We start from the raw sequence: 25,127 nt of genomic DNA, 5'->3' as shown, positions 1-25,127 counted from the left end.
CATAAGGCGCTGAATGCGGCATATTAAACCTCCATTTTTTTCTTAATACTCATCGACTCGGGAGCACCCGTACCAAAGTGATAACGGTAAATCACAACTACCGCAATAATCACTAGGGACATGACGAGAAAAATATTACTATACACATGGGCAGTAGCATTAGTATTCAAAGGATTGAACTGCACAACAGCAGTACCCTTGTCGAGCATTTTCCCGACTACACTCATGGCCATCGCGCCAGAGATAAAATTGATCATGGAGAGTAATCCCATACCCACTCCTGTTTCCTCTTTTGGCAGTGTCCGCGAAATCGTATTGGACATCGAGATTTGCATGAAAGTCTGGCCCACGTTCCCTAATATTAAAATAATGGTAATGAAATATGCCGATAATCCAATAAAAGTAGAGAGTAGGGAGAAAGCAAGAAATAACAATACCGAAGCGACGAACACAAGCACGAAATTACCACGATCATCAGCCAACCTGCCTCCCTTGCGTCCCATGATAGCCGAAGCAATAGCAGCTGGTACTAACACGAAACCAATGGTCGAAGGGGACAAACCATTCACTGTCGCTAGAAATTGTGGTGTCATGAATGTCATGCTAAAGCTCATAGCTGTCGTCGTAAAAGCAAGCAACAACCCAATCGAATAGGTTTTGTTACGGAACAAAACGGGTTTAATAAAGGGCTCCTCAGCTTTCCGAATCCGAATGATAAATAAGGCTAGCAAGACAAGGCCCCCGAGGAACAACCACAGTTGCATCTGTGTGATGGCAAGCAAGAAGATTGCGACTGCTGCAGCTAGTAACCCGCCACCAAGGACATCAATACTTCCTGCCTTCCCTCTCGCATTATCTAAATACTTTCGGAAGAAAGGAAGCGTCAGTAGCGGAAGCAAGGAAAGGACGAACATGAGTCTCCAGCTTCCAAAGCTGGTGATAAGGCCTGCAGCGACCGGTCCCAAAGCATTACCAAGCGCTAACCCAACCGCAGAAGTCCCAAGTGCTCTCCCCCTCTTCTCGGGAGCAAAATACCGGATTGGAATGATCATTGCTGTTGCAGGAAGTACGGAAGCACCGGCAGCTTGAATTACACGGCCCAGAATAATAATCCAAAACTCACTAGCAAGCAGACCTATTAATGAACCGAGAGCGAATATAAGCAGTCCATACGTTAACAAATCTTTCAACCGATATTTATCCGCCAATTTCCCCATGACGATGGAACCTACCGCGTAAACCACCATATAACTGGTCATAATCCAACTAACCTGCGATGGAACGAGATTAAACTCTTTGCCGATCTCAGGGAGAGCTACATTGAACATCGTACCGTTCATAACCGAGAATATTAAGGTAACTACAAGTATTTTCAGCAGCTTATCTGCATTTTGTGATGATGTATCCGTCATGATCTAAACCTCTTTTCTGATTAAATTCATAATGAACTATAAGTAAAAAGATAAATAATGAGTATCCTCAGTATTATATATTACTGAGGATACTCATTATTTTCTTGCGTGTCAAGTTATATCATTTACATGGAAGAATAGCTGGATGCGCCTTATAAGAGTATAATATAAAGAGTGTACTCATTAAGAGTGCACACATATTCGCCGTTTCCATGAAATTTAGTATGAAAAATTGACAATAAAGTCAAGGAGGCACTACATCCATGAACACAGATCATCCCAAGGCGATAGACGTCATTCACATATTAATGAGATCAACCAACTACATTAAAACAGAATTTCAATCCCAGTTATTAGCGCTTAATACGCCTTATCATCTCTCCGGTCCCAGGTTACGCCTGCTTTCAGTCGTTGCCGAAACAGGCAATATCCGTATGAATGAGTTAGCTGTTAAGTTAGGGATCAAAGCACGCACCGTTACCGATTTTGTTGATGCACTCGAGCAGGATAAGCTCCTCGTTCGAATTCCTGACCCAACCGACCGACGAGCTACACTGATCCAGCTTACGGAGCTTGCACAATCCACGATTGAGGAAGTTCTTACTTTCCAGGATACAGTCGCTGACAACATGCTGGAGAATCTTTCAATGGAGCAAAGAAAGCAATTCTATGACCTTCTATTGCAACTAACCAAAAACAAAGCAATCTCCGATTTATGTGAAGAAGCTAAGTGAGTCGCAGCCATATCGAGGACAGGAACTCACGGCACCCAGCTCACCTCCCCCGGAACTCATCCCTCAGCAATCTGCGGTTTCACCCTTGGCTGTCGATCCGGGAGCAATTGCTGGTTGTTTGTTTCGGAATACGTACGTTTAGCTCGTGAATAGAAATCAATTCTGGTTTTTCCCGGTGTTCGTAGGACGCACCTCGGTTGCGGGGTTTCAGTGGAACGGAAGATTTTGGGTCTACACTGGAATCCTTCACATGCTTCTAAATAAACACGTAAAAAACTCCGTTCTGCTAGGAACGGAGCTTTTGGATCTACGTCAGAGTTAATTATCATTTAACCCTTAATGCTTGGCCACAGCGAGCACAGTAGCGGGTACCCTGAGGAGACAATGACCCGCAGCCTTCACAGTAAAGCTCCTGCGTCATGGGCTTCACTTGATCGTCATGCCTTATCGCCTCATGCGTGGTTGGATTCATCATATTCAATGCATGGAACTCCTCTTTTCTTCCCCTACGAATAAGTGAGAATAATAAATAGAGCCCTATAAACCCGACTACAGCCATAGCTCCCGCCTTCATCAGACCCGATTCAAAGTGATAATTCCATAGTGCATGCATCACGACTGCTGCCAAAAACATCCCCATTGCACGTAGCCCTCTCGTCCACGGTCTACCGTCCCCCAAATTCGAGTGCTTATGCATACTGCTTGCATACCAGATACCCACAGTTGCAATCGCAGTCCATGTTCCATGACCGAACGGCGATAATAATGCTCTCATCCATAGGACGGCGAGCATCCCAAGTGAAGAGGCTTCGTCTATATGCACCCATCCATAAATAATACTTTCCACTGCAGCGAATCCCATTCCTGCTGCGGCACCAAACACCACTGCATCCATCAGAAAATGGATTTTTCGCGTTCGAACGAGCATCACACAGACTAATAATTTTGCAGTTTCTTCTATTAGAGCTACAGACAAAGGTACGTAAAACTGCGAAAAGTCAAAGGAACTTGCTTTTGCTTCAAAAAGCCAAATCCGCTCTAAATACCAAGCCAGAGGGATAGCGACAATTCCGGTAGACGCAAAAACTAGACCAAGCCTCCTCTGACGAAAGCCTATTAACTGCTGATTTCTCACAAAAGTTACGAATGCTAGGGGACCCACCACACCTCCAACAATTAAGGCGGCGATCTTCCACCATTGGCTATGAAGGAACAGTGCCAAGAAGGATAAGACAAGGAATCCACCGATCAACCATAGCAACTGGTTAATCCAATTGTCTTTGGCTTTAGGTAGCAATTCATTATCCTCGATAATAGACTCCTCGCCAAAAGCAATTGTAACTCTCTCCATCAGATGGGGTGTTCGCATATTTAGAAACTCAATGAGTTGTTGACGAACCGGAGCGTAATAATCGAGTATAGTTAAGAATTCTAACTTGCCCATGATTAGCAATTCACTATCTTCTATCGCGATCAACGTGTGTGAGGAAGCCGTGTCTGTTAGTAACTCTGTCTCTCCATAAAAATCCCCTTCACGAAGAACAGTCTTACGCCGCTTTCGGCTGCGAAGCTCGATGCTCCCGCTGCTAATCATGAGAAATTCATCAACAACCGTACCTTCCGCGATAATCTCTTCGCCCTTCGTTACTTTCTTAATCGTTGTAATCTCTGCAAGACCCCGAAGTTCAGCATCAGGTATGACCGACCAGATTGTCGCTTTGCGAAGCATACTATGGATCATTCGAATCCGTATGTTCACAAGCACACTCTCATAAAATAGCGGACTCAGGCTCGCCAAATATTCGAACGAGGAACGGTCTAGACGCAACGCTTGTACTGGCCCGATTGCCGTAACACTAGCTGATCTTTGTACGTTCCGAATAAGACCGATCTCTCCGACTAACTCTCCCGGTCCAAGTTCAGCCAAGAGCAGTGCCTGCCCAACTAAGTTAACCGAGGTGACTTGCACTTTTCCTTGCCATATAATGAAACAGTCCTTAGAGGTGGACTCTTCCATAAGAAGTCGTTGTCCATCCTCTAAAGACACAAGTTTTATAGCATTAATTACATTTCGTAGCTCATCATCAGGAATACCTCGTAATAACGGATGATCACGTAGAAAATCGACTGCAGCACTTGGTATCATAGGTTTAACTCATCACCGCATATTTCCAATAACACTACTTCTGGAATCTTGCATTTTTTTAATAAAATTTGTCATTGTATCAAAAGCTTCGTTACGTTTATTCGTTAGACTTTGCAGGCGCAGCATGTCCATTTGCTGACTATTACTTGCACTATCAATCTGTGATTTGATTTGTCCCAACAGATTCTCAAGTTGCCCTTTTGTTTGCGGTATAGCCATACTCATAGCAGTAAACATGGCCCCCTTGTCATCTGCCAGCTTTACAGCAGCGTTGGCCTCGGCACCTGAAGGAAACTTCGCTAGCTCTTCATTGATCACTCCTAGCAATTGATTCAGTTTTGAGATTGTTTCATTCTTGGCTTGTACGGATGCGATTTGATCTTTCAACTGATCCTCTAACATACTTGCACGATTATTCTGTACAGCCATCATTGCTGTTTCAAGATCCATACCCTGAATGTTAACCTGTGTCATACCACTCATATCAACGCTACCTACCGAATTTTGCGTGGCATTTCCATTCAGGGCATCCTTAACAGAGTTATACACCGAATTGTTATATAACAAAGCCCCTCCTACAATGATCCCCAGTACAAAAGTACCTGACATAGATAAAACTAATTTTTTCACGCTCATTTCATTTCCTCTTTTCATTTATGGATGATCATTGCGTCATTACGATTAACAAATCCAAATATGCGCTTTCTTTGTTAATATTGTTATATCATTTTGGGTAATTAATGGTCTGTAACCCCAATTACAATTTCCAAATACTCGAACTCAAATTACATCAAGTATATTTCTAAGTCTATCTATGTTGCACACGAGTATTTTCCTCTGATCAATACGTATTAACTGCTCATCCTGTAATCCAAGCAATGATTTTGTCACGGTCTCGCGCGCCGTTCCTGTCATATCTGCCAGGTGCTGATGCGTCAGCTTCAAATCGATTAGAACACCCTCATCAGAGGGCACTCCATGCTGTTCTGTTAGACGCAACAACACGCGAGCAATGCGCGTACGTACGTCAATAACGGTCAAGTCTGTTATTAATTTATTGGCATCACGTAGACGATCTAACGCTGTTTCCAAAATGCCGATTAGTATTTCCGGATTACTTTTTAATAAGGGTATGAAATCGCGTTTTTTCAGAATACATAAGGTGGATTTCTCAATGGTTCTTGCAGACGCAGAACGTGCTCTTTCATTTTGCAATAAAGCCATCTCTCCAAAGAAATCACCTTCTCTAAAAATAGAAAGGATTACATCCCTAGAGTGGTTATCTTGATAGATTTGAACAACTCCAGATATAACCAGATAGAGTTCCTCTCCCTCTTCACCTTCAAAAAAGATGGACTCTCCCTTTATATAAGTACGCTCGCTACATAACTTGGCAATTTCGGCTAAATATTCATCATCAAGATGTTCGAAGAACGGGAAGTCTCGTAACAGTTGTGGGTTCATCTTCAAGAGCAGCCTCCAGTGCATCATTTTATAATTTCTATTAGGCTTCAACTCTAGCAAAAGTTAAATCTTTAGGACCATCCTTTATTGTAATACTTTTAAATTAAGATAAATAGTGACTGTAGTCATCAAATTATCATATGACATCTTTACATTTTATGGATTAATAATCCTGGCAGGATATGCTTTTCTTCAAGTCTTTAGACAGGTCATAGAAAGCAAAAAACCACATCCTCATGCGGATGTGGTTTTGGGTAGAGGCGAGGGGATTTGTTGTTGATGATAGCTTAGGGCTTAGGAGGTGAAGGATTCATTATTTCAAGCCTACTTCACCTTATATAGTTTCCAATAACCATTAAACTCTTGATACAATGTAGTCCACTCTGCTCCATTTTCATAGAGATCCGGATACTTTTGGTTCACTCCATCTATGGACAAAACGGCTTTCGGGTTTGGAAGCAGGATAAAATCAATGTTATGCTCTGCAGGATTTTCAAGCGATTCTACAAAATCATCATCACTTGTTATAACGAAGTTTTTAGGATTGCTGCTGCCCATAATAATTCTAAAGCTGCTGAATGAGTCTGTAAGAATCATCTGGTTAGGCACATTTTTATTAATGAATGCTGTTACCGCTGCGCCAGCTTGTTGTTCTTCAAACAGCTTATTTTGACGGAAAGCCTCATATTCATCGGATGCGATTTTCGGATTATTCATCATCATACCCATGACTACTCCGCTTATAAGCATCCCAATAATGAGCAGGGTTGATCCTACTTTACGAAATCTCATTTTGCTAATCTCGTAAGGAATCCACGCAACAACGATCGGAAATACATACATGTAGTATCGAATCCACGCTGCAGTCCCTCCCCTTAGCAAAAGAATAACTTGCATCGAAGGTATTGAGAGTGCAAGTATAAGCAGCATGAGAAAATCCCATCTGAATATTCGCCGCTCTATGATACGCATCACAAATATGATAATGAGCGGTATACTGAAATACCATAAACGCTCCGCAACGAAAATTAAAGTAGAAATAGGGTTATTAACCAGCGAAGTAAATTTCTCATCTTCCATTAATAAGGTAGCTTGTCCTAAATTCCCGTAGCTGGATGTCAGAAAGTAAAATCCATCCCCCATAATTGTATAGTTGAAGAAAATCCATAACAATCCTGAGAAAACAACCGGTGTTAATAGAAGAATCCACGTTCCCTCGACTTGCTGCAACCGCTCCTTCATTAATTCTTTTTTGGTCTGCATTATCCAGATAAGGACCGCTACTGCTAGTGCTGCCCCAAAAAATACAGTTTCGTAACGTGTCCAAAAAGCAAATGCAATTGCAATGGCTGCTATGACCAAAGGTCTTGCACCATCTTTATGCATCCAGAGCAGCATTTGGATCACAGCTATGTTAATGAAATAAATGAAGATAACCTCTGTTAGTCCATTAGCTCCATAATAAAAAATATACGGATTAAAAGCGTAAAGCAGTGCAAAGATGATGCTTAACCATTTGTTCAAACCGAATTGCTTTCCAGCCTTTACTAATAACGCTACAGTTAGAGCAGCAAATAAGCTGGAAACGATAACGGCAGCTAATCCTTCTGATGCAAGTGCTGGGAATAGGGGATAAAAAACAAGTAAAATCATCTCCATAAAACTCGGGAGAGGATTCCAGACAAACCCAATATTTGCAAGGCTCGGCTCACGACTATAAAGGACATAGAAAGCATTAGCTACACGGCTTGAAGCGTCTCCCGACATAAATCCATAAATGGATGTTAGGTAATATCCTACCCCCAACTCTAGTAACAAAACCAAAAAAAAGATAATATATTTTGATCGTTTCCATGTAACTGACATTCAATTCACCTATCCATTTATTTGTTGGCCTACATCGATGTATCCATTTTTGAATTTGCATGATGTGTATCCATTGTAGCGTGTCCGTGAGTCGTTTTTTCCCAATAAAATGGCTTGGTGACGAGTTGGATTGCCGCCTTAATTGCTGCGATACTCATCAACACCCAATAAATCGGCGTCAACAATGTGTATTTGATAAGTGAAAATGAAAATACTTTATTTCCTTTATTATGTAAATCTCTTGTTACCCAGTAAATACCAACAGTAAGACTATATACAAAAATAAAATTGCCAATAAACAATTCAAATGCGGCAAAATAATAAATTGGACCTGGAAAAAATAGAGGTATGATTTCTACTTTCGCCAAATACCACAGCAACAGCATTGTCCAAAATATAGGGTTTAATAAGGGCAGCATGGGAGTTGCAAGCACCATCGCTTGAAAGCCGAAAAAGCCCTTTGTTCCGAGGTCACGCCAAAGCTGAACCGGATTACGCATATGGACAAGCCATGTTTGCATATAACCCTTAATCCACCTCGACCGCTGTCTAATCCAGTTGCCTACTCGGCTCGTTGCTTCTTCCCATGTTCTGGAGTCAACAATAGCCGTCTTGTATCCTTCTTTATATAGTCGAACTCCAAGGTCCGCGTCTTCCGTCACGTTGTACGGATCCCACGCATTAATTTTCTTCAATACATCCGTCTTAAAATGGTTTGAAGTGCCTCCCAAAGGTATTGGAATATCGAGTTGCATTACTCCTGGCAGAAGCAATTCAAACCACATGCTATATTCATGAGTGAACCAGCGGGTTAGTAGATTTTGATTGCTGTTGTAATAATTAAGCTTTGCCTGTATACAGCAAACATTTTCTTGACTCGCCTGAAAGGCAAGGTATACCTTTTTCAGTTGATCTGGATCGGGACGATCTTCCGCATCATAAATAACTACATATTCTCCTCTTGCCCGTATAAGACCGTAGTTGCAAGCTTTTGGTTTAGTCTTGGGCAAGCTGTGCGGCACAACAAGCACCGTAAAATAAGATGGAGGCTTGAACGTTCTCAGTAATTCCTGGGCTTCGACATCGTCCTCTTCAATTAGCAGCCTGACATCCAATTTCGATCTAGGATAATCTAAGTTTTCAATATTTCGAATAAGCTGTGGAATGATATTGCTTTCCTTATAGATAGGAACCAGTATGCTATATACCGGCAAGGATCTTTCATCTATAGCTGCAATTTCTTCCTCCGTGTACCTAAGCTGAGCTGATTCCTTTGCCCCGTAGATTAAAATGGAATATTTAAAGACCGACATCAATAAATATCCGATTTGAACAACGATGTTAAATATGATTAATGTCCATAGCCAATCCCATATCAAACCGCCCACAAATAATACACCGGATATAAGTAATCCAATGGTTTGTCTTTTCGTAAACGTAATATGTGCGGAATCTTCTGGTTTTTCGGCTATAAGCTTATCCGTACTTTCCAACATGAGCTCCTCGACGTAAACTTCTTTCCAGAATAATTCCATCTCGTCTCTAGTTGCCATTACTTGTTCAATCGGGCTGTCCAGGTATCTTTCTAGTTCCCTCACCTGTTCCTGAGATAGAATGCTACTCACCGCTACCAAGTACCGGTTGAAATCTCTATTTAAAATAATCGCATTATAAGCACGGGCCATCGTTTCTGGCAATTTATGCTCCTGCTCAAATGAAAACTCCACGCCGATACGACCCATATTATTCTGAGTGGCAATGGCCCGATATAGCTGATCAGGTTCAATAAAACGGAACGATAACAAAATATCTCCCAGAATACCTCCACTTTTCTGTTGAAACAAAAGAGCTTGATCCAGCTGTTCTTGCGTAATCTGCCCTGTATTCACCAGCATTTCGCCTAGTCGTCCTTTGCTTGGAAGCTGCTGAGTGAATAATTGAATCGCTTCGCGATCCACACCTTCTAGTTTCATAATAATATCGCCTAGGCGACCGCCAAATCTTGTCTGGTAATCGATAGCTTCTTGCAGCTGTTCGTTCGTAATTAAGCCTTTGCTCAACAGTGCATCCCCAATACGTACAGGCTTCATACGAATATTCTTCCTTTCCTTAGGAGCCTGTGCTCTTCCCAGTCGTAGTCATATCTTGTTATGTCTTCTTCACTAACTTCAACACCAATTTGAACCTCAATCAGGTCAAGGCCATCTATCGCCCTAATTGCATGTTTCGATCCACACTTAATATGAATCACATCGCCTGAACTCACGGTAAAGCGTTGCTCATCAACAACGACATCCCCATTTCCGCTAATAATCGTCCATATTTCTTCGCGCATCGTATGAATCTGGTAGCTAATATGTTTTCTAGCCCATACATGCACCCGCTTCGTAACTACGTGCTGGTCCATCTCGTTTTTCTCTATATCAATCACACGGTACCATCCATATAGGGTCTCTTCGTACATAGGCCTTGCTGAAATGGGCTTTATCAGTTCCTTTAGCTTGGGACTGAGTTTTTTATCCGCGAACAAAATCCCGTCTGGACTGGCCGCGATAATTGCATTGGAAATCCCCATCACAACGATTGGGATCTGCAATTCATTGACGATATGTGTATTTACACTATCCTCACTTAGAATACCTTTTCCATTCAAGTAACTTGGCATCGTGGTTGTCCATTCATCCCAAGTTCCCAGATCACTCCATTTTCCTTCATACGGTTTCACGACAACGTTTCTTTCCTTCTCAACCACTTCATAATCAAAGCTGATGGCAGGCATCGTGTGATATTGAGTAAGAAGCTCCTCGTATTGCCTAGGCCGTTGTGACGCATCCAATAATTGAAGTAGATAGCCTAAGCGGAAAACAAATACCCCGCAATTCCATAGCGCGCCCAAAGCAATCAATTGTGATGCTTCGTCTGAAGCAGGCTTTTCAACAAATCGGTCAATTGTTAACAAAGCTGCATTTTCATCTGAAGAATCAGGAAGAATATAACCGAACTTCTCTGAAGGATGTGTCGGTTTCAAGCCAATAAGCCCTATATTTGCTGTCGATGATTCAAATTCAAGCGCAAGCTGCCTAATAGCAGCAAAAAAGCCTTCATCCGCTTCAGCATCGACAGGCATGACTACAACTACCTCATCTTCGTTCACATTCCATTTTGTATGCAAAAAACTCGATGCCAGACATATTGCCGGGAAAGTATCCCTCTTAACGGGCTCGAGCACGAGAGTAACATCATCGCCAAGTTGAGATTCGATGACCTCTTGCTGCACCCTGCTTGCTGCAATGATCGCCGAAGAAGCAAGATCATACTTTTTTAAGTTGTTCCATACTCGTTGGATCATTGAAGTTTGACTTTCATTAATGCCATTATCACTATTCATTACCTTTATAAACTGTTTCGAACGATAGTCGTTTGACAACGGCCATAATCGCTTTCCAGATCCGCCAGATAAAAGTATTATTTTCATAGTATTCTCCTTCTAGCTATTAATGAAAGATCAAATATCTCAATGAAAGGAACCTAAAGGCAGCACTATTAATCTAGTTTATTTGACGATACTCATCCAAAATGGCAAATAGCCGTAATCACATCTAGATAATTCATACATAATCTAACATATTAACCTTCCAAATACTAGAATTCTACATTTTCCTTAAAAAAGGATCCTATTATACAAAAAAATATGGTCAAATTGTTACAAGGACCCTAGAGATTGTAAATAAAGCAAAAACCACATCCTCTTGCTGATGTGGTTTTACATGGCGGACCCGAATCGTAGCTATGTGAAATCACAATTCACCTGAGCTCAGAACCTGGGTAGCCTATTTACGTGTATACGGTTTGTAAAATTGTCTTATCCGCTAGCTTCAACAATAAATGCAGCATCTATTTTCACGTCAGGTTCGCACTTGCCAAGAGCTCGTTATAAGTTGTGATCTGCGGCTTCTTAGAACCATAATAAACTGGATTCGTAAAGGCGAGCAGCGTCCCCGCTTCATCACGAATGTCAAAGCGATACCAGTTATACGTTCCCTCTTCTAAAGCTATATTCCATTCCAGCACCTCAGGTACTTCTCCTGTGGCCGTTATAGATACATCCCTTACCGATTCAGCAATTCCGTTGTGGATCAGTGTCACTCGAGCGTTGACATCACTTGCTACGCTTAATGTGCAAGTCACCTCATGAGATGCTATTTCTCCTTGTTCCTGACTGAATGCAGCAGACAGGTCACAGCCGAAGCGATAAGTATTACCACCAGCTTGAATCGATGCATCAATCACTGGACCGCGCGATACATAAACATGCCCATTTCGCACACCTTCTAATACTGCATCTGCACTCAGATCATCACACCACACATACGTAGCAGGATCCCCGATTAAAGAAGGAATTGGGCTATCATCATAGCTCTCAGTTGGTAGCATATGTGAGTCAGAGCCGCCAATACCTGTAATGCGGTAGCCTTCATTCCAGCTTGCTGTCCATAACTGCAATGCTTTCTCGGTAGCTACATTGTTAGGAGAAAAGGTCGGGTCATTCCATATTTCCATGGAATGTACTCCCTCCAACTGCGTCTCTCCGTATAGCCAAGCCCATGGCGTCAGCATCGGATGATTAATTGAGCAAATCGCCCCCAGCTCTGCCGCCTCTTTCATCAATCGATCCATACCCTGCTGAGTGGTTAGGCCTCCATCCGGTGAGGTTGCTCGCCAATCGATCCATTTTCGAAGTCCAAGTGCATTCCAATGTCCGTCGCCAGCTGTTACCTCTACACCTGGAATGACGAGCGCATCTCCTTTAGCCCAAGATGTAGACATTACATTGTGATCTGTCGCTACAAAGAAATCCATACCTTGCTTCAGTGCCTGCTCACGATTCATAAGCTGAGTCATCTTGCCATCGGACAACACGGTATGCGTATGGAAATCCCCCTTGTACCAACGGCTTCCTGCCTGCCATATCTTCGCCCAGTCATAGTTTTCCATTATGAAGCCAGCATTCAGCTTGCCGCTGTTCCAATACTCACGTTCGCCCTGAATTTGCGCAGATACATACTCGTCTGGCAATGTGCCACAACCAAATTCCCACTCAGCTTCAAAAGTTCTGCCTTCTTCATTTGAAACTTCAAGCATCCATGTGCCGGTCATAATCGGCCCTGGCACCGCTATTGAACTCGTTAATTCTGGTTGGTTATGAACGACAATGAGCCGCTCGTTTCCACCATCCAGAAAGCAGAATCGAATATGTTTTTCCGAATCAAACAAATGTAATCGTCCCCACGACTTCTCCTTCTCATAAGTAAATCGAATCGCGAACCATTCGTACTCTTCTTCTGCCTCAATCGGGAAGTAGGTATTATTCTGTTCCAGCTTAACGGAAATTTGTCCTTTATTCATAGTTAGCCACCCTCCATATTCCAAGTTTAGTTGTACAATTCTTCATCTATCCAAGTGTTCCAATAATAATTATCCCTGTCGTAATCGCAATCGACATCATGACCCGCATTCTACCCTGCTGTTCCTTCAAGACTATTATGCCTAGCAGTGTCCCGAAGACGGTGCCTATCTCTCGGATCGGAGACAGATGTGCTAAAGGGCCTAGATTCATAGCAAATAAGAATAACAAGTAAGATCCTGGCGATAAAATGGAGCCGACTATAAGTGGCACCTTATTGATCTTCCACTCCGTCTTAACCGCTTTCGAGCGCAAGGCAGGCAATGTTAGAACAAGCATATAGCCAATGTTGCACAGGGCCAGTAATGCAAGCGGTGGCATGAATTCCAATATGTTCTTATCTGTCAGGGTATAGCCTGTTATGCATAAACCAACCCCAAGAGCATACATAAGACCCTTCATATACTTCTTATCTTGCAGCAATGTTCGATTCAGCTTAAAGCCACCGATGCGGATCATTCCATAAATAATAAGCATTAAACCTGCCCATCCGAAGATGGAAAGGGACTCGTTATACATAAGTACACTTAGGACAGGAACGAGCAGTGCTCCTGTCCCACGCATAATCGGGTAAACCTGCGAAATATCACCGAACTGATACGCCTTCGATAGTAGTATGAAATACCCGCTCTGCAGCATTATAGATAGCAGTATTAAGCCGTAAGCTTTCAATGGAATCGTATTGCTTACTAGCCATTCAATCAGATATGGAGTAAGCAGCAAAAAACACGGGATATTAATCATCCATAGGAACACATCTTTGTTCATGCTACGTTTCGCAAACAAATTCCATATTGAATGCGTAAAACCAGATGCTAACACGAGTATGAGTGCGATAGTTGTCATTGTTTAATCACCGAGTTTCTTGTAAAGGTTGTGACTCGTACCAGTATCCTTTTATTCCTTTTTCCAAACGTATCAGTGCTTCGAGGTAGAAATAATCGCCCCATATCATATAATCATCTGGAGCTACATTTCCTCGTACATAGTAGGACCCATGTTTTAATAATCCCTCGGCTCCTTCTTCGCCAATAGTTGAATAATGAAGCACGAGTGAGGTCATCGACAGCTCAAACTTCTCTTCAAACTCAGCGCGATCGGGATCTGTATCGTCAAGAAGACTTAGCATCTCGATCAAGCCAGCTGCGGCGATCGCTGAAGCGGAACTGTCTCGATACGTATTCGCATTAACCGGAGCATCAAAGTCCCAATAAGCCACATAATCTTCTGGCAGTTGCCCAATAAAATAGGATGCCATACGCTTCGCCGTGTCCAAGTAAACTTTATGTCCTGTGTAGCGATAGGCAAGGGAAAAGCCATAAATACCCCATGCTTGACCACGAGCCCATGTAGATCCGTTCGTAAATCCTTGATGAGTCGCTCCGCCAAGCGCTTCACCTGTTTCCGTATCAAACACAAACGTATGGTATGAGCTATCATCCCCACGCACAAGATATCGCTGGCTTTGATCAGCTTGCTTAATCGCAACCTGACGATAACGCTCTTCCCCTGTTTGTTGATAAGCCCAGAACAACAGCGGGAGATTCATGAGACAATCAATGATCATTCGTCCCCCATGCTGTGCATCACCAGACAGTCCCCAAGCTTGAATATACTGTCCATCCTCGCGCCAACGACGCATGAGTACATCTGCCGCTTGTAGTGTCAATTCTCTTGATTCCTCATCCTGCTCCACCACCCATTGCGCCTGCGAGGATAACGTATAGAGGAATCCAATGTCATGATGATCAAGAACGATGTTCTGTTCCATTCTCCGCTTGAAGCTTTTTACCGTAAGGCGTGCTGCCTCACGGTAAGCCTCGTCGCCAGAATACTCGTAGCACAGCCACAGCATTCCGCTCCAGAACCCGTTCGTCCAATCATCATTATTGTTCAATTCATACCTGCCGTTAACACTGACATGTGGGAAGCGATCACCGAAACGCTCCACATTATTTTTGATCTTCTCCATTGCATCTTCAATTGCATGTTTCCACATGTCCTTACACCCTTTCCACGATCCATTCATCTCAGCGAAGCATTCGTTGCAGAACTGCAGCAGCCTCACCAGATAGTCTACATCTTCCTTAGCCCAATGATTGTCCATATCCTTGAATGTCTTCACATGCTCAACCAAGATGTAGGTATGTCATACAGAATGCTACTATAATTGAAATCCGTCTCTTTCTGATGCCCATTCAAGGTCTCCTCCTACTGAACCCATAGTAATGTCACCCTAAGTCCGGTTGATCCTGAAGTGTAACTTGCAGGTCATTCGTACCATGCAATTCGAACACAACAATCTCATTCTCACCGGCATGCAGCAATGGCCCTGGAACATAAAGCGTCTTTTGCGGTCCCGCCTCCCAATAACGTCCGAGATTGAAGCCATTTACGAATACAATTCCCTTTGTCCAGCCCTCAAGTGCTAGGAAGGTGTCTGCGATATCTACCTCTTGCTCAATATGGAAGGAGCCTTTATAAAATACAGGGCCTTCTTTTCCTTCCTCAACATTAACAACAGGTTCATGTAGTAGATCGATATTGTCCATTGGTAGACTATGAATCGTCCAATCAAATAGGAACTGGAATCCCAATCTCGCACCCTCGGTAATTCCCTTACAATCTCTTAAATACGGTCCATAGTTTGTTCTGCCCATATTCTCGACTAGAATACGAAGCTCTGCTCCGCCCTCTGGTACATGGAACTCAATCGGCTGCGGATCCCAACGCTCAATAACTCCCTTATACTCTCCATCGAGAAATACGAGCGCACGATCATGTACCTCCTGCAAGACCAGTGAACAATTTTGTCTAGGACCGGAAACCTTCGTTGTATATAAAATGAAGCCATAATCCTGTCCAAGCTTCTCCATCGGCTCAGGGCAAGTCCTTTGCACAGGCGTCGACAGCACTGGCAGTAGGTCAAACAGCGGTGCTACTGGCTTCATCTGAACACTGCCATAATCCATCTTGCGAACAGGCTCAGGAAGCGGCATTAGCTCCGTATCGAGATATTTTGCAATAAGCTCCCTTAACAGAATGTACTTCTCCGTAACGTCCCCCCATTCTGTCAGTGGGCTGTCATAGTCGTAGCTAGTTACCGTTGGCTCATATATCCCGTGATTATTGGCACCATTGTAGAATCCAAAGTTTGTTCCGCCATGAAACATATAAAAGTTAACCGATCCGCCAGCCTTCAGCATATCCTCAAACACATGCACAGCATCCTGTGCATCTCGCGTATGATGTGGCTTGTTCCAATGATCGAACCACCCGTTCCAATACTCCATACACATTAGCGGCTTATCCGGCTGCACCTGCTTCAGACTATTAAAGGCTTCCTCGGTTCTCGAACCAAAATTAACGGTTTCTAGAACTCCTGGAACCATACCGCCTTGCAGCATGAAATCTTCTGGGCCATCTGAGGTGAACAGCAGGACGTCCATTCCACGTGAGACCATGCTTTCCTGTATATGTTCAAGATATTTCAGGTCATTGCCATAGCTTCCGTACTCGTTCTCTATCTGCATCGCGATGATCGGGCCGCCATTCGTACATAACAACGGCTTCAGCTTCGGCAACAGCACATCATAATAAGAATCTATCTTAGATAAAAATGCCTCGTCATAACAGCGCAAGCGCATCCCATCCTCGGCAAGCAGCCAGGCCGGCATTCCACCGAACTCCCACTCCGCACAGATGTAAGGACTTGGGCGTACGATAACATGCAAACCTAACTCTGCTGCTGTTTCGATAAATGTGACGATATCCGCCATACCCGTAAAACAGAACTTACCTTCCTGAGGCTCATGAATATTCCATGCAACGTACGTTTCTACCGTGTTAAAGCCGCAAGCCTTCAGCTTGCTCAATCGATCCTTCCAATACTCAGGAATTACGCGAAAATAGTGAATCGCTCCTGACACAAGCGTAAGGGGTGTACCCTCATAAAGAAATTGATCTCCTTGCACTGTGAATGATGCCATATTAGATACTCCTCTACTCATGAACTCGATATAGACTCCTTCTACCTGTCATTACTATTCTGAACAAGAATTCTCGCTAACCAGACGGTTAATCTCTTCACGCTTATGGATATACCATTCTGCCTCTTGTGGGTATACTTCAAGGGATAATTCTTGCTCCAAGCCATCTTCCAATAAGGCGATTACTGCCTCTCTTCCGACTTTCTGCTCGAGTAGCTCAAGTGCGCGTAAATCTTGCAGAGCTTCCGTAAGGACCTCCAGCCTGATCGACTCGATCGGCCCCTCAGCGCCTGGATATACCAAAAATGCATCGCCCGCTGGAAATCCACCTCCTGCATCCGTCACTTGAAATGGATCAATCGGATACTTCGAGAATTGTGCATACCAGAAGTTGTAACCCCAATGCAAAAACCCTTTAAGTTTTAGCTTATAAATTTGCATCCCGAGTACCCGATTACGTGATGACGGCATATGAAGAAAGCGATTAGATACGAGCTTGTATTGGGCACAGCAATAATAAGTCCATAGCCCCTCTACGCCATGATCCAGAAATGGTCGAATACCATTGCTCGCTGGAATCGGATGCTTAATTAAACCACTTTCATAAAATTCATACTCAGAGAGCGCATCAATGATCGGAAAACCTTCTAGAATTGGCCTAATAAGTTCACTCGCTGCACGATAAGTATCCATGTCCGCAAGATTCGGTTCATCCGATAGATGGAAATAAACTCGCTGTTCTAAATCATTTTCTTTAACAAACGCTAAAAGTTCTTGTAAAAATAACGTAAGGAATCCCGTGTACTCCGGATCTTTAGAATCGGTATCCCATCCAAATAGTTGCTTTAATTGACCATCAACCATAGCCATTACTTTTGGTGCATGCTTGGCACCCCATTGTGTAAATAGATGAGAGAACTCAAAATATTTCATTCCACTGCGGTCACACAGCTCTATCCAACGCTTTAATCGTTCAAAAGTGAAGTTATACTTCTCTCCTGTCCGTTCTACTTGAACAAGCTGTACGGTTGGGCGGTCTCCCCCGATCTCCGTGTCTAACGGAGGTGTAAACAAAGGGGTTAGAATCATATTCATTCCATGTTTCACCGCGGTGTGGATGTATTGCTCAATCAACTGCCAATGGTACTCGCTAAATATGTCCGTTTTATAGTAGGTAGCCAAGCAGTCTACATGGAACCATTCCGTATGTATAAGCGACTGCTCCGGCAATGTTGCCGCGATCACTTCCAGCGTAAATGTTTCCTCACTTACTAGTTCGCCGATATCATTTTCGATTTGGATACAAATATCAAATAAGCCCGCCTTAGCATTGAGCGGCACCTCAACAGTGATCCATATTGAGCGCCATTGATTCGGATAACCAGTTAAACCTCGATTTGTATCGAACGGAATTAACACATCTGGATAAAGACCTGGCGTGCTTCTTAAGACATGTTCATCTGCATCGTGATAGCTCACCATATTAGCAGGTACTAACTCTACAGTTCGCACAGTGATATTGGGCCCCAACTCGGATTGCTCGGCCCGAACTTGAAGCGACCGCATAAGTACATTTGCCCGATATGCAACCTGGAAAGAATAGAATTCACCAAGTAGTGCCGAGCCTCTAAGTTGAGCTGGCGCATGTAGTTCTTCATCGGCAAATACCTTGATTAATGAACTGATACATCTTGTTTCCATCCGTGCAGCTCTATTCAACATTTCCACTTCTTTTCCCCCCATATGAATTGGTAAAAAGGATAAGCCCGGCAAACTCGACTGACTATTCGAACTTACCGGGCTTATTTAATTACTTAATTACTTACTTGCTTTGTAAGCATCGCTAGTATCTTTGAGATGCTGCTGGAAGCTCGGGTCTGCTTTCAGTCCATTAATAAACTTGTCCCAATCCTCCAAGCTGGATTTTTTGATAACCACATTTGTATACATATCAACAAACTTCTTCTGCCAATCGCCGCCTTTTTCCATCCACGCTTCGGTATTTGGCAATCCTGCAGCAGGATTCTTAATCGAAGATTCTGAGATTGTGTCGATCAGCTTACGATTGTACTCTAATACTTCTGCTGGCATTCCAGGTCCTTCAGCACGTTGGTATTTATTGAAGAAACCAGAAATCCATTGTGCTGTTGTCGCTGTACCGTATCCTTGCTTCTTACCTTCATCTGTTTGAACAATAGAACCATCTTCAGAAACGGTATAATCCTTGTCTTTGATACCATAAGTCACGAGATTGTAGCCTTCTTGAGTAGCCGTTTCGTTGTAAACTTCAAGAATCTTCTTGAGCTTGTCTTCACTAACCGATTTGTTAACTAGGAACAATCCATAATAACCATAAGCTTGCTCATTGTATTTCTTGCCATCTTTCGCAGCTGGAATTTCATACGCCTTCAACTCAGCTTCAGGTTTAATCTTTTGCAACTCTTGGCCAAATATAAATGCTTCGTTAATATTACCGAATGAGATACCCGCCTTGCCTTGAATCATCATTTCTTTCACTTGGCTTGACTTCATAACTGGTAAGTCCGGTGTAATAAGACCATCACCATAAGCCTTGCTCCAGAATTCAAGCGCTTCTCTCGCTTCAGCTGTTAGCCAGTATGGCTCAAGACCGCCATCAGCTGTTTCCTTCCACGATGTACCTGCACCAAACATCGTCATCATATAAGGACTGACACTTGCCTGTACCATACCGTAAGTATCGTTTTTACCGTTTTTGTCCGGGTCATTCTTTGTAAAGGCCTCTAACACTTTGTAGAACTCTTCCATAGTAGTAGGAGCAGTCAATCCTACGTTTTTGAGCCAGTCTTCACGAATCAACAGCGACTCATGCCCGTCCAATGGACGAACGCGTGGAATACCATAAGATTTTCCTTTGAACTTAATATTGTTAATTGCATTCTCCGGATAGCCTGCTAGATTAGGATAGTCAGGCAGGAAAGGAGTCAAATCCCAGAATGCACCTTGATCTATTGCAGTTGAGAACGCAGGGTCATTAATATCCTCGATGAGAACGACATCTGGCAAACTCTTCGAAGCAAGCAATGCATTCAACTTTTCTTTATAGTTATTAATTGGATAGAAGTCGATCTGAAGCTTTACATTCAATTTTTCATTCAGCTGTAGAATGCTTTCAAGATCACTACTAGGGGATTCACCATAAGTCATCGTACCGATATTGATTTCAACTGGCTTTTGCTGCTCAGACTTGGAAGCATCTCCAGCAGAATTGGTCTCACCACCCTTTGCACAACCCACCAACATGCTTGTAGTGAGAACTAACACCAATAACATGGTCATCCAACTTCTTTTTTTCATTTGTAAAAGCCCTCCCTTTTATCTAATAAATTAATATATAAGCTTGGTTTACCCCTTAACCCTTTACGGAGCCAACCAACATACCCTTAACAAAGTACTTCTGAAGGAACGGGTAGACCATAATGATAGGTAGAGAAGCAACGACTACTGCAGCCATTTTAATCGTCTCTGGAGGAAGCATCTGCTCACTCTGTAGCATTGCAGCTACGGATGGATCTGCTATATTCGTTGAAGCTTGTATCAGCATCATCTGCAGCACAACCTGCATCGGCCGAAGTTCATCTGAGTTGATGTATAAAACGCCATTGAAGTACGTGTTCCAGAAACCTACTGCAAAGAATAGACCGAATGCAGCGACCGCTGACAGCGAGATCGGGAACATAATTTTGAAAAAGACTCCGATATCATTACATCCATCAATCTTCGCTGCTTCCTCTAGCTCCTCCGGCAGTTCCTGATAGAAGTTCTTCATCAAGAATACATACCATGCACTTGTAATTGCCGGTAATATCAACGACCAGATGGAGTCAATAAGACCTAATCCTTCAACTAACATGAAATTTGGAATCATTCCTGGGTTGAACAACATCGTCATTAGAATAGCAACTAGGAAAAACTTCTTCCCGAAGAATCGTTTCCGTGACAGAGAATACGCCAAGGCACTCGTCACCATGATACTAATCGCAGAGCCGACAATAGCTAAGAAGGCACTAACCCCTAATGAGCTCATAAACATCTTGGTTGATAGAATGTACTTATAGGAGGAAAGACTCCAGTTTTCCGGAATAATAATTAATGGCTTGCTCAAATATTCCGAAGGATCTGTAAAGGATACGATAATGACATAAAGAAAAGGTAGTAGTGTTACAAGCCCGATTAAACTGAGCACCGTATAAATGATGCCGTTTGTCACTTTATAGCCGAGGGACTTATTCATTAGTAAAGACCCTCCTCGCCGAATTTTTTAGCTAACTGATTGGCTGTTACTACAAGTACAAGACCAACAACCGACTTGAATACTCCAACGACTGTCGCATAACTGAAACGACCATTCTGTATCCCAGCCCGATACACATATGTATCAAAGACATCCGCAACATGCGCTACGGGAGAACTCATCATCAAGAAGATCTGTTCAAACCCTACCTCCATCACTTGACCGAGCCTGAGTATGAGCAACACGACGATTGTACTCCTGATGCAAGGCACTGTAATCTTCATAATCTGTTTCCAACGGTTCGCACCATCAATTTGAGCCGCCTCATACATTTCTTGATTGATACCTGCAATTGCAGCCAAGAAGATGATTGTACCCCACCCGGCTTCTTTCCATATGCTCTGCGCAGTTAACAAACCCCAGAAGTAATTCGGCTCTGTCAAGAAAGCGATTGGCTGACCGCCAAGCTCGACAATAATCTTGTTAACAATTCCATCGCTCTGTCCAAGAATAATAAAACAGATACCAGCAATGATTACCCAAGATAAAAAGTGAGGTAAATAAACTATCGTTTGTATTACTTTCTTAAATCTCATACTCCGAACCTCGTTAATGAGCAATGCAAGAACGATCGGAATCGGGAAGAAGAAGATGATATTTAGCAAGCTAATCGCCATCGTATTTCTAAATAAGAGAAAGAAGTCTGGATTCGTGAAAAACTCACGAAAATATTTGAATCCGACCCATTCGCTTTCCCAGAACCCTAGGTATGGAGAATAGTTTTTAAATGCTAAACCTAGCCCCCATAGCGGGAAGTACTTGAAGATTAAAAAGAAGAGAAGACCTGGAAGTGCTAGTAAGTACAAATATTTCTCTCGACCAAATATGACTTTGAATCGAGCCCATAGGGAGTCTTTCGGATTTAATCTTTGTCTGTCGGCTTCATATGCCTGTGATAAACTTGCGTTCGCTAATTTAAGATTAGATTGCGGCAAGGGTTTCACCACCTCCAACGATTTTGTTTGAACCTGGTTGACTGTAACGTTTCATGTCTGCATCTTACAAGCTGCAACGCCCATCAACAATGACCAATTTTTATTCGCCTGAGATCCTTGTGCAATAATTGCGAATAGCTTGATACTACTGGGTTTATGAACACTTCTAGTCTCAATAATTAACCTCATTAGCCCTGAGAGATTATAAATTTGCACCTCATAAAAATCAAAAAAAGACTTGCAAGAACGAGAGGTTTCATTTCTCTCGCTCTTAGCAAAGTCTTATTAAAAAAAAGTGCATTTAATTTAGTCAGGAATACTATTTTCGATGCATCTCTCGATATTGCCCCGGCGGTAAGCCCACCTGCTTCTTAAATACACGAATGAAATTTTTAGGGTTATATCCTACCTGCTCCGCTATTTCATTGACCAATAAATCAGTCGTTTCTAACAACTCCTGGGCTTTGGCTACACGCAATTGTGTTAAATACTCGATAAAGGAAATATTCATCGTCCGCTTAAACAACTTGCTTAAATATTGCGGGCTCAAATTGCATATCTGTGCACACTGGTCAAGAGAGATATCAAGATGATAGTTTGCCTCGATATAGTCCGTGACCTTCTCAATAAATTGCTCATACTCTTGATTCTTCTTACTATTCACATACAGCATAATCGGTTCGAATATACGATCCATAAACCACTCATTAATTGAATGTATAGTTGTGAGTTTTCTCAGATTTACATTGAGTTCACTAGTTGTATAGCCAAATAATTGCTCCGAATTTATATCCATTAAATATACCATTCGTAAAGTAGTAGACAACAGCTGATCGTAAGACATCATAATGAGCTCTGGATTGTGTACAGCGGATTGTACTTTATCAGAGAATGCATCAAGCATCCGCTTCGTTTCAGAGAGATCTCCCACCAGCAGCGAATCGGTCAGATGGTTCTCAATCTCCGTTGGATAACGGTACATCATCGAAATCGCAAGCCCTTTGCTCTCAATAATCTGATTTCCCCCATTAATCATCCGCGAGTGAATCGCAAGCTGCGCCTCACGATATAAATCAGGCAACTCCTCCACATGCGATGTGGTTCGACTCAAACCGATCGTCGCCGGAGATTTCAAAAAATGAGTAATCTGCTCACGTATCCTATCAATCACAGGCTTCAGCTTATCTGACCAAACGTCTACCTCTTCATGCTCTGTCCATAGCCAAACCACAACTTGATCATTAAAAGAGTTGATGACCAAGCCCTCCAGTTGCTGATGCTCCAATAATTCTGTCGTCATATTCTTTATGATGAAGAGAATTAGATCCCTATCCGTCTCTTGGAACTTGGTCACATCCGATAGGTGATCATAGGCAATAATAAATACAACTGCACACTGCTTCTCCGGAATAGAATGCCTGCGCAGAAGCTCCAGTAAATATTCACGACGGTCATGAGTAAACTGCCCCTCCATTAACCTTAAGGCGAACAGCTCGCGAATAAGTGGAAATTGTTCATTTAATTGTTCTTCTAGTTGACTCGCTTTACGGTTAATTTCCTTCCAACGCTGATTCACATAACTGAACTCATCCGTTCCCATATCCGCGGTTTGATTATCGCTGATGAGAGAGACTAGCTTCCGAATCGGACTATACACTTTCCTAGTGCCGATCATCGCCAATGCAATTCCTGCAGCAAGTACAGCAATTACAATTCCTATCGTAATGCCTGCAATCTGCCTTGCACTGCTATACAGTTCCGCCGTCGGGATCATATCCACAAACAACATCTTTTGGATTGGAGATTCCGTAGAGGTCACTAAGTACTCTCGGTCCTGCCATCGATAGATAAACTCTTGCTCACCTTCTTTTGTAACCGTTATCAATTCATACAAGTCTTCAGGCACTTCGCTTCCGTTCAAATGGAATACAAGTTGACCGGTGTTATCCATCACATACATTTGCTCATGCTCGTATTTAAGAAATTGTTTTGTCAGTGATTCAAACGCTTTATTATCTATGATGACCTGGATAAATCCGATAGGTTCTTTTGAATGTAAAGGTACTGTACTTGTTAACGTTATTCCTGAATCATAGTCTTTGCCACCCTGAGAATAGCCTACTTTCCAATCTAGTTGCTGATTTTTATCCAGTAGGTTCGCATACTTCTCCCGTTCCACTGCTGATTCGATCTTTATTCCACCGTAAGTTGATGATATTAAGTAGTTCTCATCCAATGTATATAGCGCAATATCCTTAACACGAGAATTTCCGTTCATAAAAGCTAACAAATTCTGATATACACCCGTATAGAAGCTGGAATAATTGGTTCGCTTCATTTCATTCAAGTCTGAAGTAAAGAACGAGCTCAGTTCCATCTGGACTAAGTTATTCTGAACCGCTTCCAACTCGGTATCCATCGTCCTTGAAGCGTAATTCAAGATTTGAGTAATATCTTGGCTAACATTATCTTTAATAGCATTAGAAGTTAATGCATAACTAGCGATTCCAACGATAACGATAGGAATGATCGATGAAAATAATGTATATGCAATCATTTTGCGATAAAATGATGGATACTTCAGCAATCTTTTATTCCAAATTGTTCGGTAATCATCTTTAAGCTTCATATTGTAATCTCCCAAGTTGATAAACTATGTCCTCAGCGTACAAATCATTTGATATGAAGTCAATAACTACGAAAAAAATTTTGGGAAATATTATAATATTAAACAAAACAAACAATCTACAATGATTCGAGTCTTAAGATCATAGAAAAAAAGCG

Annotated in this window: 17 protein-coding genes and 1 pseudogene; 2 read left to right on the top strand and 16 right to left on the bottom strand. The window is 42.5% G+C overall.

Annotated elements, in window-relative coordinates:
* Window positions 1–23: 23 nt before the first annotated feature.
* Complete coding sequence (locus MKX41_RS25725) at window positions 24–1,412, bottom strand: MFS transporter (protein WP_340973700.1); 1,389 nt, start codon at window positions 1,410–1,412, stop codon at window positions 24–26.
* Window positions 1,413–1,675: 263 nt separating this feature from the next.
* Between MKX41_RS25725 and MKX41_RS25720 the strand changes: the two genes are divergently transcribed.
* Together MKX41_RS25720 and MKX41_RS25715 are read left to right on the top strand one after the other, a co-directional pair.
* Window positions 1,676–2,146 carry a MarR family winged helix-turn-helix transcriptional regulator gene (locus MKX41_RS25720; RefSeq protein WP_076286808.1) on the top strand — a complete coding sequence of 157 codons (471 nt, stop codon included), beginning with the start codon at window positions 1,676–1,678 and terminating at the stop codon, window positions 2,144–2,146.
* A gap of 19 nt (window positions 2,147–2,165) precedes the next feature.
* A pseudogene (locus MKX41_RS25715) lies at window positions 2,166–2,468 on the top strand (hypothetical protein); the annotation flags it as partial.
* Window positions 2,469–2,471: 3 nt separating this feature from the next.
* On the opposite strand, the gene MKX41_RS25710 reads toward MKX41_RS25715, so the two are convergent.
* The 15 genes from MKX41_RS25710 to MKX41_RS25640 form a co-directional block, all read right to left on the bottom strand.
* On the bottom strand, window positions 2,472–4,292 hold the full coding sequence (locus MKX41_RS25710) for a cyclic nucleotide-binding domain-containing protein (protein WP_340973698.1): 1,821 nt from the start codon (window positions 4,290–4,292) through the stop codon (window positions 2,472–2,474).
* A 12-nt stretch (window positions 4,293–4,304) separates the two neighbouring features.
* Window positions 4,305–4,928, bottom strand: coding sequence for a hypothetical protein (locus MKX41_RS25705; protein WP_340973696.1), 624 nt, complete (start codon window positions 4,926–4,928; stop codon window positions 4,305–4,307).
* Window positions 4,929–5,072: 144 nt separating this feature from the next.
* Window positions 5,073–5,756: a Crp/Fnr family transcriptional regulator gene (locus MKX41_RS25700; protein ID WP_042184055.1), complete on the bottom strand. Its 684-nt coding sequence runs from the start codon at window positions 5,754–5,756 to the stop codon at window positions 5,073–5,075.
* Between the two features lie 324 nt (window positions 5,757–6,080).
* Window positions 6,081–7,622 (bottom strand): glycosyltransferase family 39 protein, encoded by a 1,542-nt coding sequence (locus MKX41_RS25695; protein ID WP_339244288.1) that lies wholly within the window; start codon window positions 7,620–7,622, stop codon window positions 6,081–6,083.
* Window positions 7,623–7,651: 29 nt separating this feature from the next.
* The gene (locus tag MKX41_RS25690) at window positions 7,652–9,712 is read right to left on the bottom strand and encodes a glycosyltransferase family 2 protein (RefSeq protein ID WP_340973695.1); all 2,061 of its coding nucleotides are present in this window, start codon (window positions 9,710–9,712) and stop codon (window positions 7,652–7,654) included.
* The gene (locus MKX41_RS25685) at window positions 9,709–11,097 is read right to left on the bottom strand and encodes a sugar phosphate nucleotidyltransferase (protein WP_340973694.1); all 1,389 of its coding nucleotides are present in this window, start codon (window positions 11,095–11,097) and stop codon (window positions 9,709–9,711) included. Before MKX41_RS25685 ends, MKX41_RS25690 begins: the two co-directional genes overlap by 4 nt.
* Window positions 11,098–11,522: 425 nt before the next feature.
* Window positions 11,523–13,028, bottom strand: coding sequence for a CehA/McbA family metallohydrolase (locus MKX41_RS25680; protein WP_340973693.1), 1,506 nt, complete (start codon window positions 13,026–13,028; stop codon window positions 11,523–11,525).
* 46 nt (window positions 13,029–13,074) lie between these two features.
* Complete coding sequence (locus MKX41_RS25675) at window positions 13,075–13,932, bottom strand: DMT family transporter (RefSeq protein WP_340973691.1); 858 nt, start codon at window positions 13,930–13,932, stop codon at window positions 13,075–13,077.
* A 7-nt stretch (window positions 13,933–13,939) separates the two neighbouring features.
* Window positions 13,940–15,085: a glycoside hydrolase family 88 protein gene (locus tag MKX41_RS25670; protein ID WP_339248371.1), complete on the bottom strand. Its 1,146-nt coding sequence runs from the start codon at window positions 15,083–15,085 to the stop codon at window positions 13,940–13,942.
* 232 nt (window positions 15,086–15,317) lie between these two features.
* Window positions 15,318–17,075 (bottom strand): glycoside hydrolase family 35 protein, encoded by a 1,758-nt coding sequence (locus tag MKX41_RS25665; protein ID WP_340973689.1) that lies wholly within the window; start codon window positions 17,073–17,075, stop codon window positions 15,318–15,320.
* 54 nt (window positions 17,076–17,129) lie between these two features.
* Window positions 17,130–18,797, bottom strand: a complete 1,668-nt coding sequence (locus MKX41_RS25660) for a DUF4091 domain-containing protein (protein ID WP_340975083.1) — start codon at window positions 18,795–18,797, stop codon at window positions 17,130–17,132.
* A 96-nt stretch (window positions 18,798–18,893) separates the two neighbouring features.
* Window positions 18,894–20,411: an extracellular solute-binding protein gene (locus MKX41_RS25655; protein ID WP_340973687.1), complete on the bottom strand. Its 1,518-nt coding sequence runs from the start codon at window positions 20,409–20,411 to the stop codon at window positions 18,894–18,896.
* Between the two features lie 55 nt (window positions 20,412–20,466).
* Window positions 20,467–21,348 carry a carbohydrate ABC transporter permease gene (locus MKX41_RS25650; protein WP_339244278.1) on the bottom strand — a complete coding sequence of 294 codons (882 nt, stop codon included), beginning with the start codon at window positions 21,346–21,348 and terminating at the stop codon, window positions 20,467–20,469.
* Complete coding sequence (locus MKX41_RS25645; protein ID WP_445253164.1) at window positions 21,348–22,343, bottom strand: ABC transporter permease; 996 nt, start codon at window positions 22,341–22,343, stop codon at window positions 21,348–21,350. The genes MKX41_RS25650 and MKX41_RS25645 overlap by 1 nt, the downstream gene beginning before the upstream one ends.
* A gap of 319 nt (window positions 22,344–22,662) precedes the next feature.
* Entirely contained in the window at window positions 22,663–24,972 is a 2,310-nt protein-coding gene (locus tag MKX41_RS25640) for a helix-turn-helix domain-containing protein (RefSeq protein ID WP_340973685.1), read from the bottom strand.
* Between the last annotated feature and the right edge of the window lie 155 nt (window positions 24,973–25,127).

The sequence above is a fragment of the Paenibacillus sp. FSL R5-0475 genome, assembly GCF_038004585.1.
Classification (GTDB): Bacteria; Bacillota; Bacilli; order Paenibacillales; family Paenibacillaceae; genus Paenibacillus_AQ.
This window is presented reverse-complemented; position numbering and strand designations above follow the sequence as displayed.

What these genes read in the sequence shown, in the direction of transcription:
- MKX41_RS25725 (WP_340973700.1), bottom strand. Translation starts at nt 1,412, where the DNA reads ATGACGGATACATCATCACAAAATGCAGATAAGCTGCTGAAAATACTT.
- MKX41_RS25720 (WP_076286808.1), top strand. Translation starts at nt 1,676, where the DNA reads ATGAACACAGATCATCCCAAGGCGATAGACGTCATTCACATATTAATG.
- MKX41_RS25710 (WP_340973698.1), bottom strand. Translation starts at nt 4,292, where the DNA reads ATGATACCAAGTGCTGCAGTCGATTTTCTACGTGATCATCCGTTATTA.
- MKX41_RS25705 (WP_340973696.1), bottom strand. Translation starts at nt 4,928, where the DNA reads ATGAGCGTGAAAAAATTAGTTTTATCTATGTCAGGTACTTTTGTACTG.
- MKX41_RS25700 (WP_042184055.1), bottom strand. Translation starts at nt 5,756, where the DNA reads ATGAACCCACAACTGTTACGAGACTTCCCGTTCTTCGAACATCTTGAT.
- MKX41_RS25695 (WP_339244288.1), bottom strand. Translation starts at nt 7,622, where the DNA reads ATGTCAGTTACATGGAAACGATCAAAATATATTATCTTTTTTTTGGTT.
- MKX41_RS25690 (WP_340973695.1), bottom strand. Translation starts at nt 9,712, where the DNA reads ATGAAGCCTGTACGTATTGGGGATGCACTGTTGAGCAAAGGCTTAATT.
- MKX41_RS25685 (WP_340973694.1), bottom strand. Translation starts at nt 11,097, where the DNA reads ATGAAAATAATACTTTTATCTGGCGGATCTGGAAAGCGATTATGGCCG.
- MKX41_RS25680 (WP_340973693.1), bottom strand. Translation starts at nt 13,028, where the DNA reads ATGAATAAAGGACAAATTTCCGTTAAGCTGGAACAGAATAATACCTAC.
- MKX41_RS25675 (WP_340973691.1), bottom strand. Translation starts at nt 13,932, where the DNA reads ATGACAACTATCGCACTCATACTCGTGTTAGCATCTGGTTTTACGCAT.
- MKX41_RS25670 (WP_339248371.1), bottom strand. Translation starts at nt 15,085, where the DNA reads ATGTGGAAACATGCAATTGAAGATGCAATGGAGAAGATCAAAAATAAT.
- MKX41_RS25665 (WP_340973689.1), bottom strand. Translation starts at nt 17,075, where the DNA reads ATGGCATCATTCACAGTGCAAGGAGATCAATTTCTTTATGAGGGTACA.
- MKX41_RS25660 (WP_340975083.1), bottom strand. Translation starts at nt 18,797, where the DNA reads ATGTTGAATAGAGCTGCACGGATGGAAACAAGATGTATCAGTTCATTA.
- MKX41_RS25655 (WP_340973687.1), bottom strand. Translation starts at nt 20,411, where the DNA reads ATGAAAAAAAGAAGTTGGATGACCATGTTATTGGTGTTAGTTCTCACT.
- MKX41_RS25650 (WP_339244278.1), bottom strand. Translation starts at nt 21,348, where the DNA reads ATGAATAAGTCCCTCGGCTATAAAGTGACAAACGGCATCATTTATACG.
- MKX41_RS25640 (WP_340973685.1), bottom strand. Translation starts at nt 24,972, where the DNA reads ATGAAGCTTAAAGATGATTACCGAACAATTTGGAATAAAAGATTGCTG.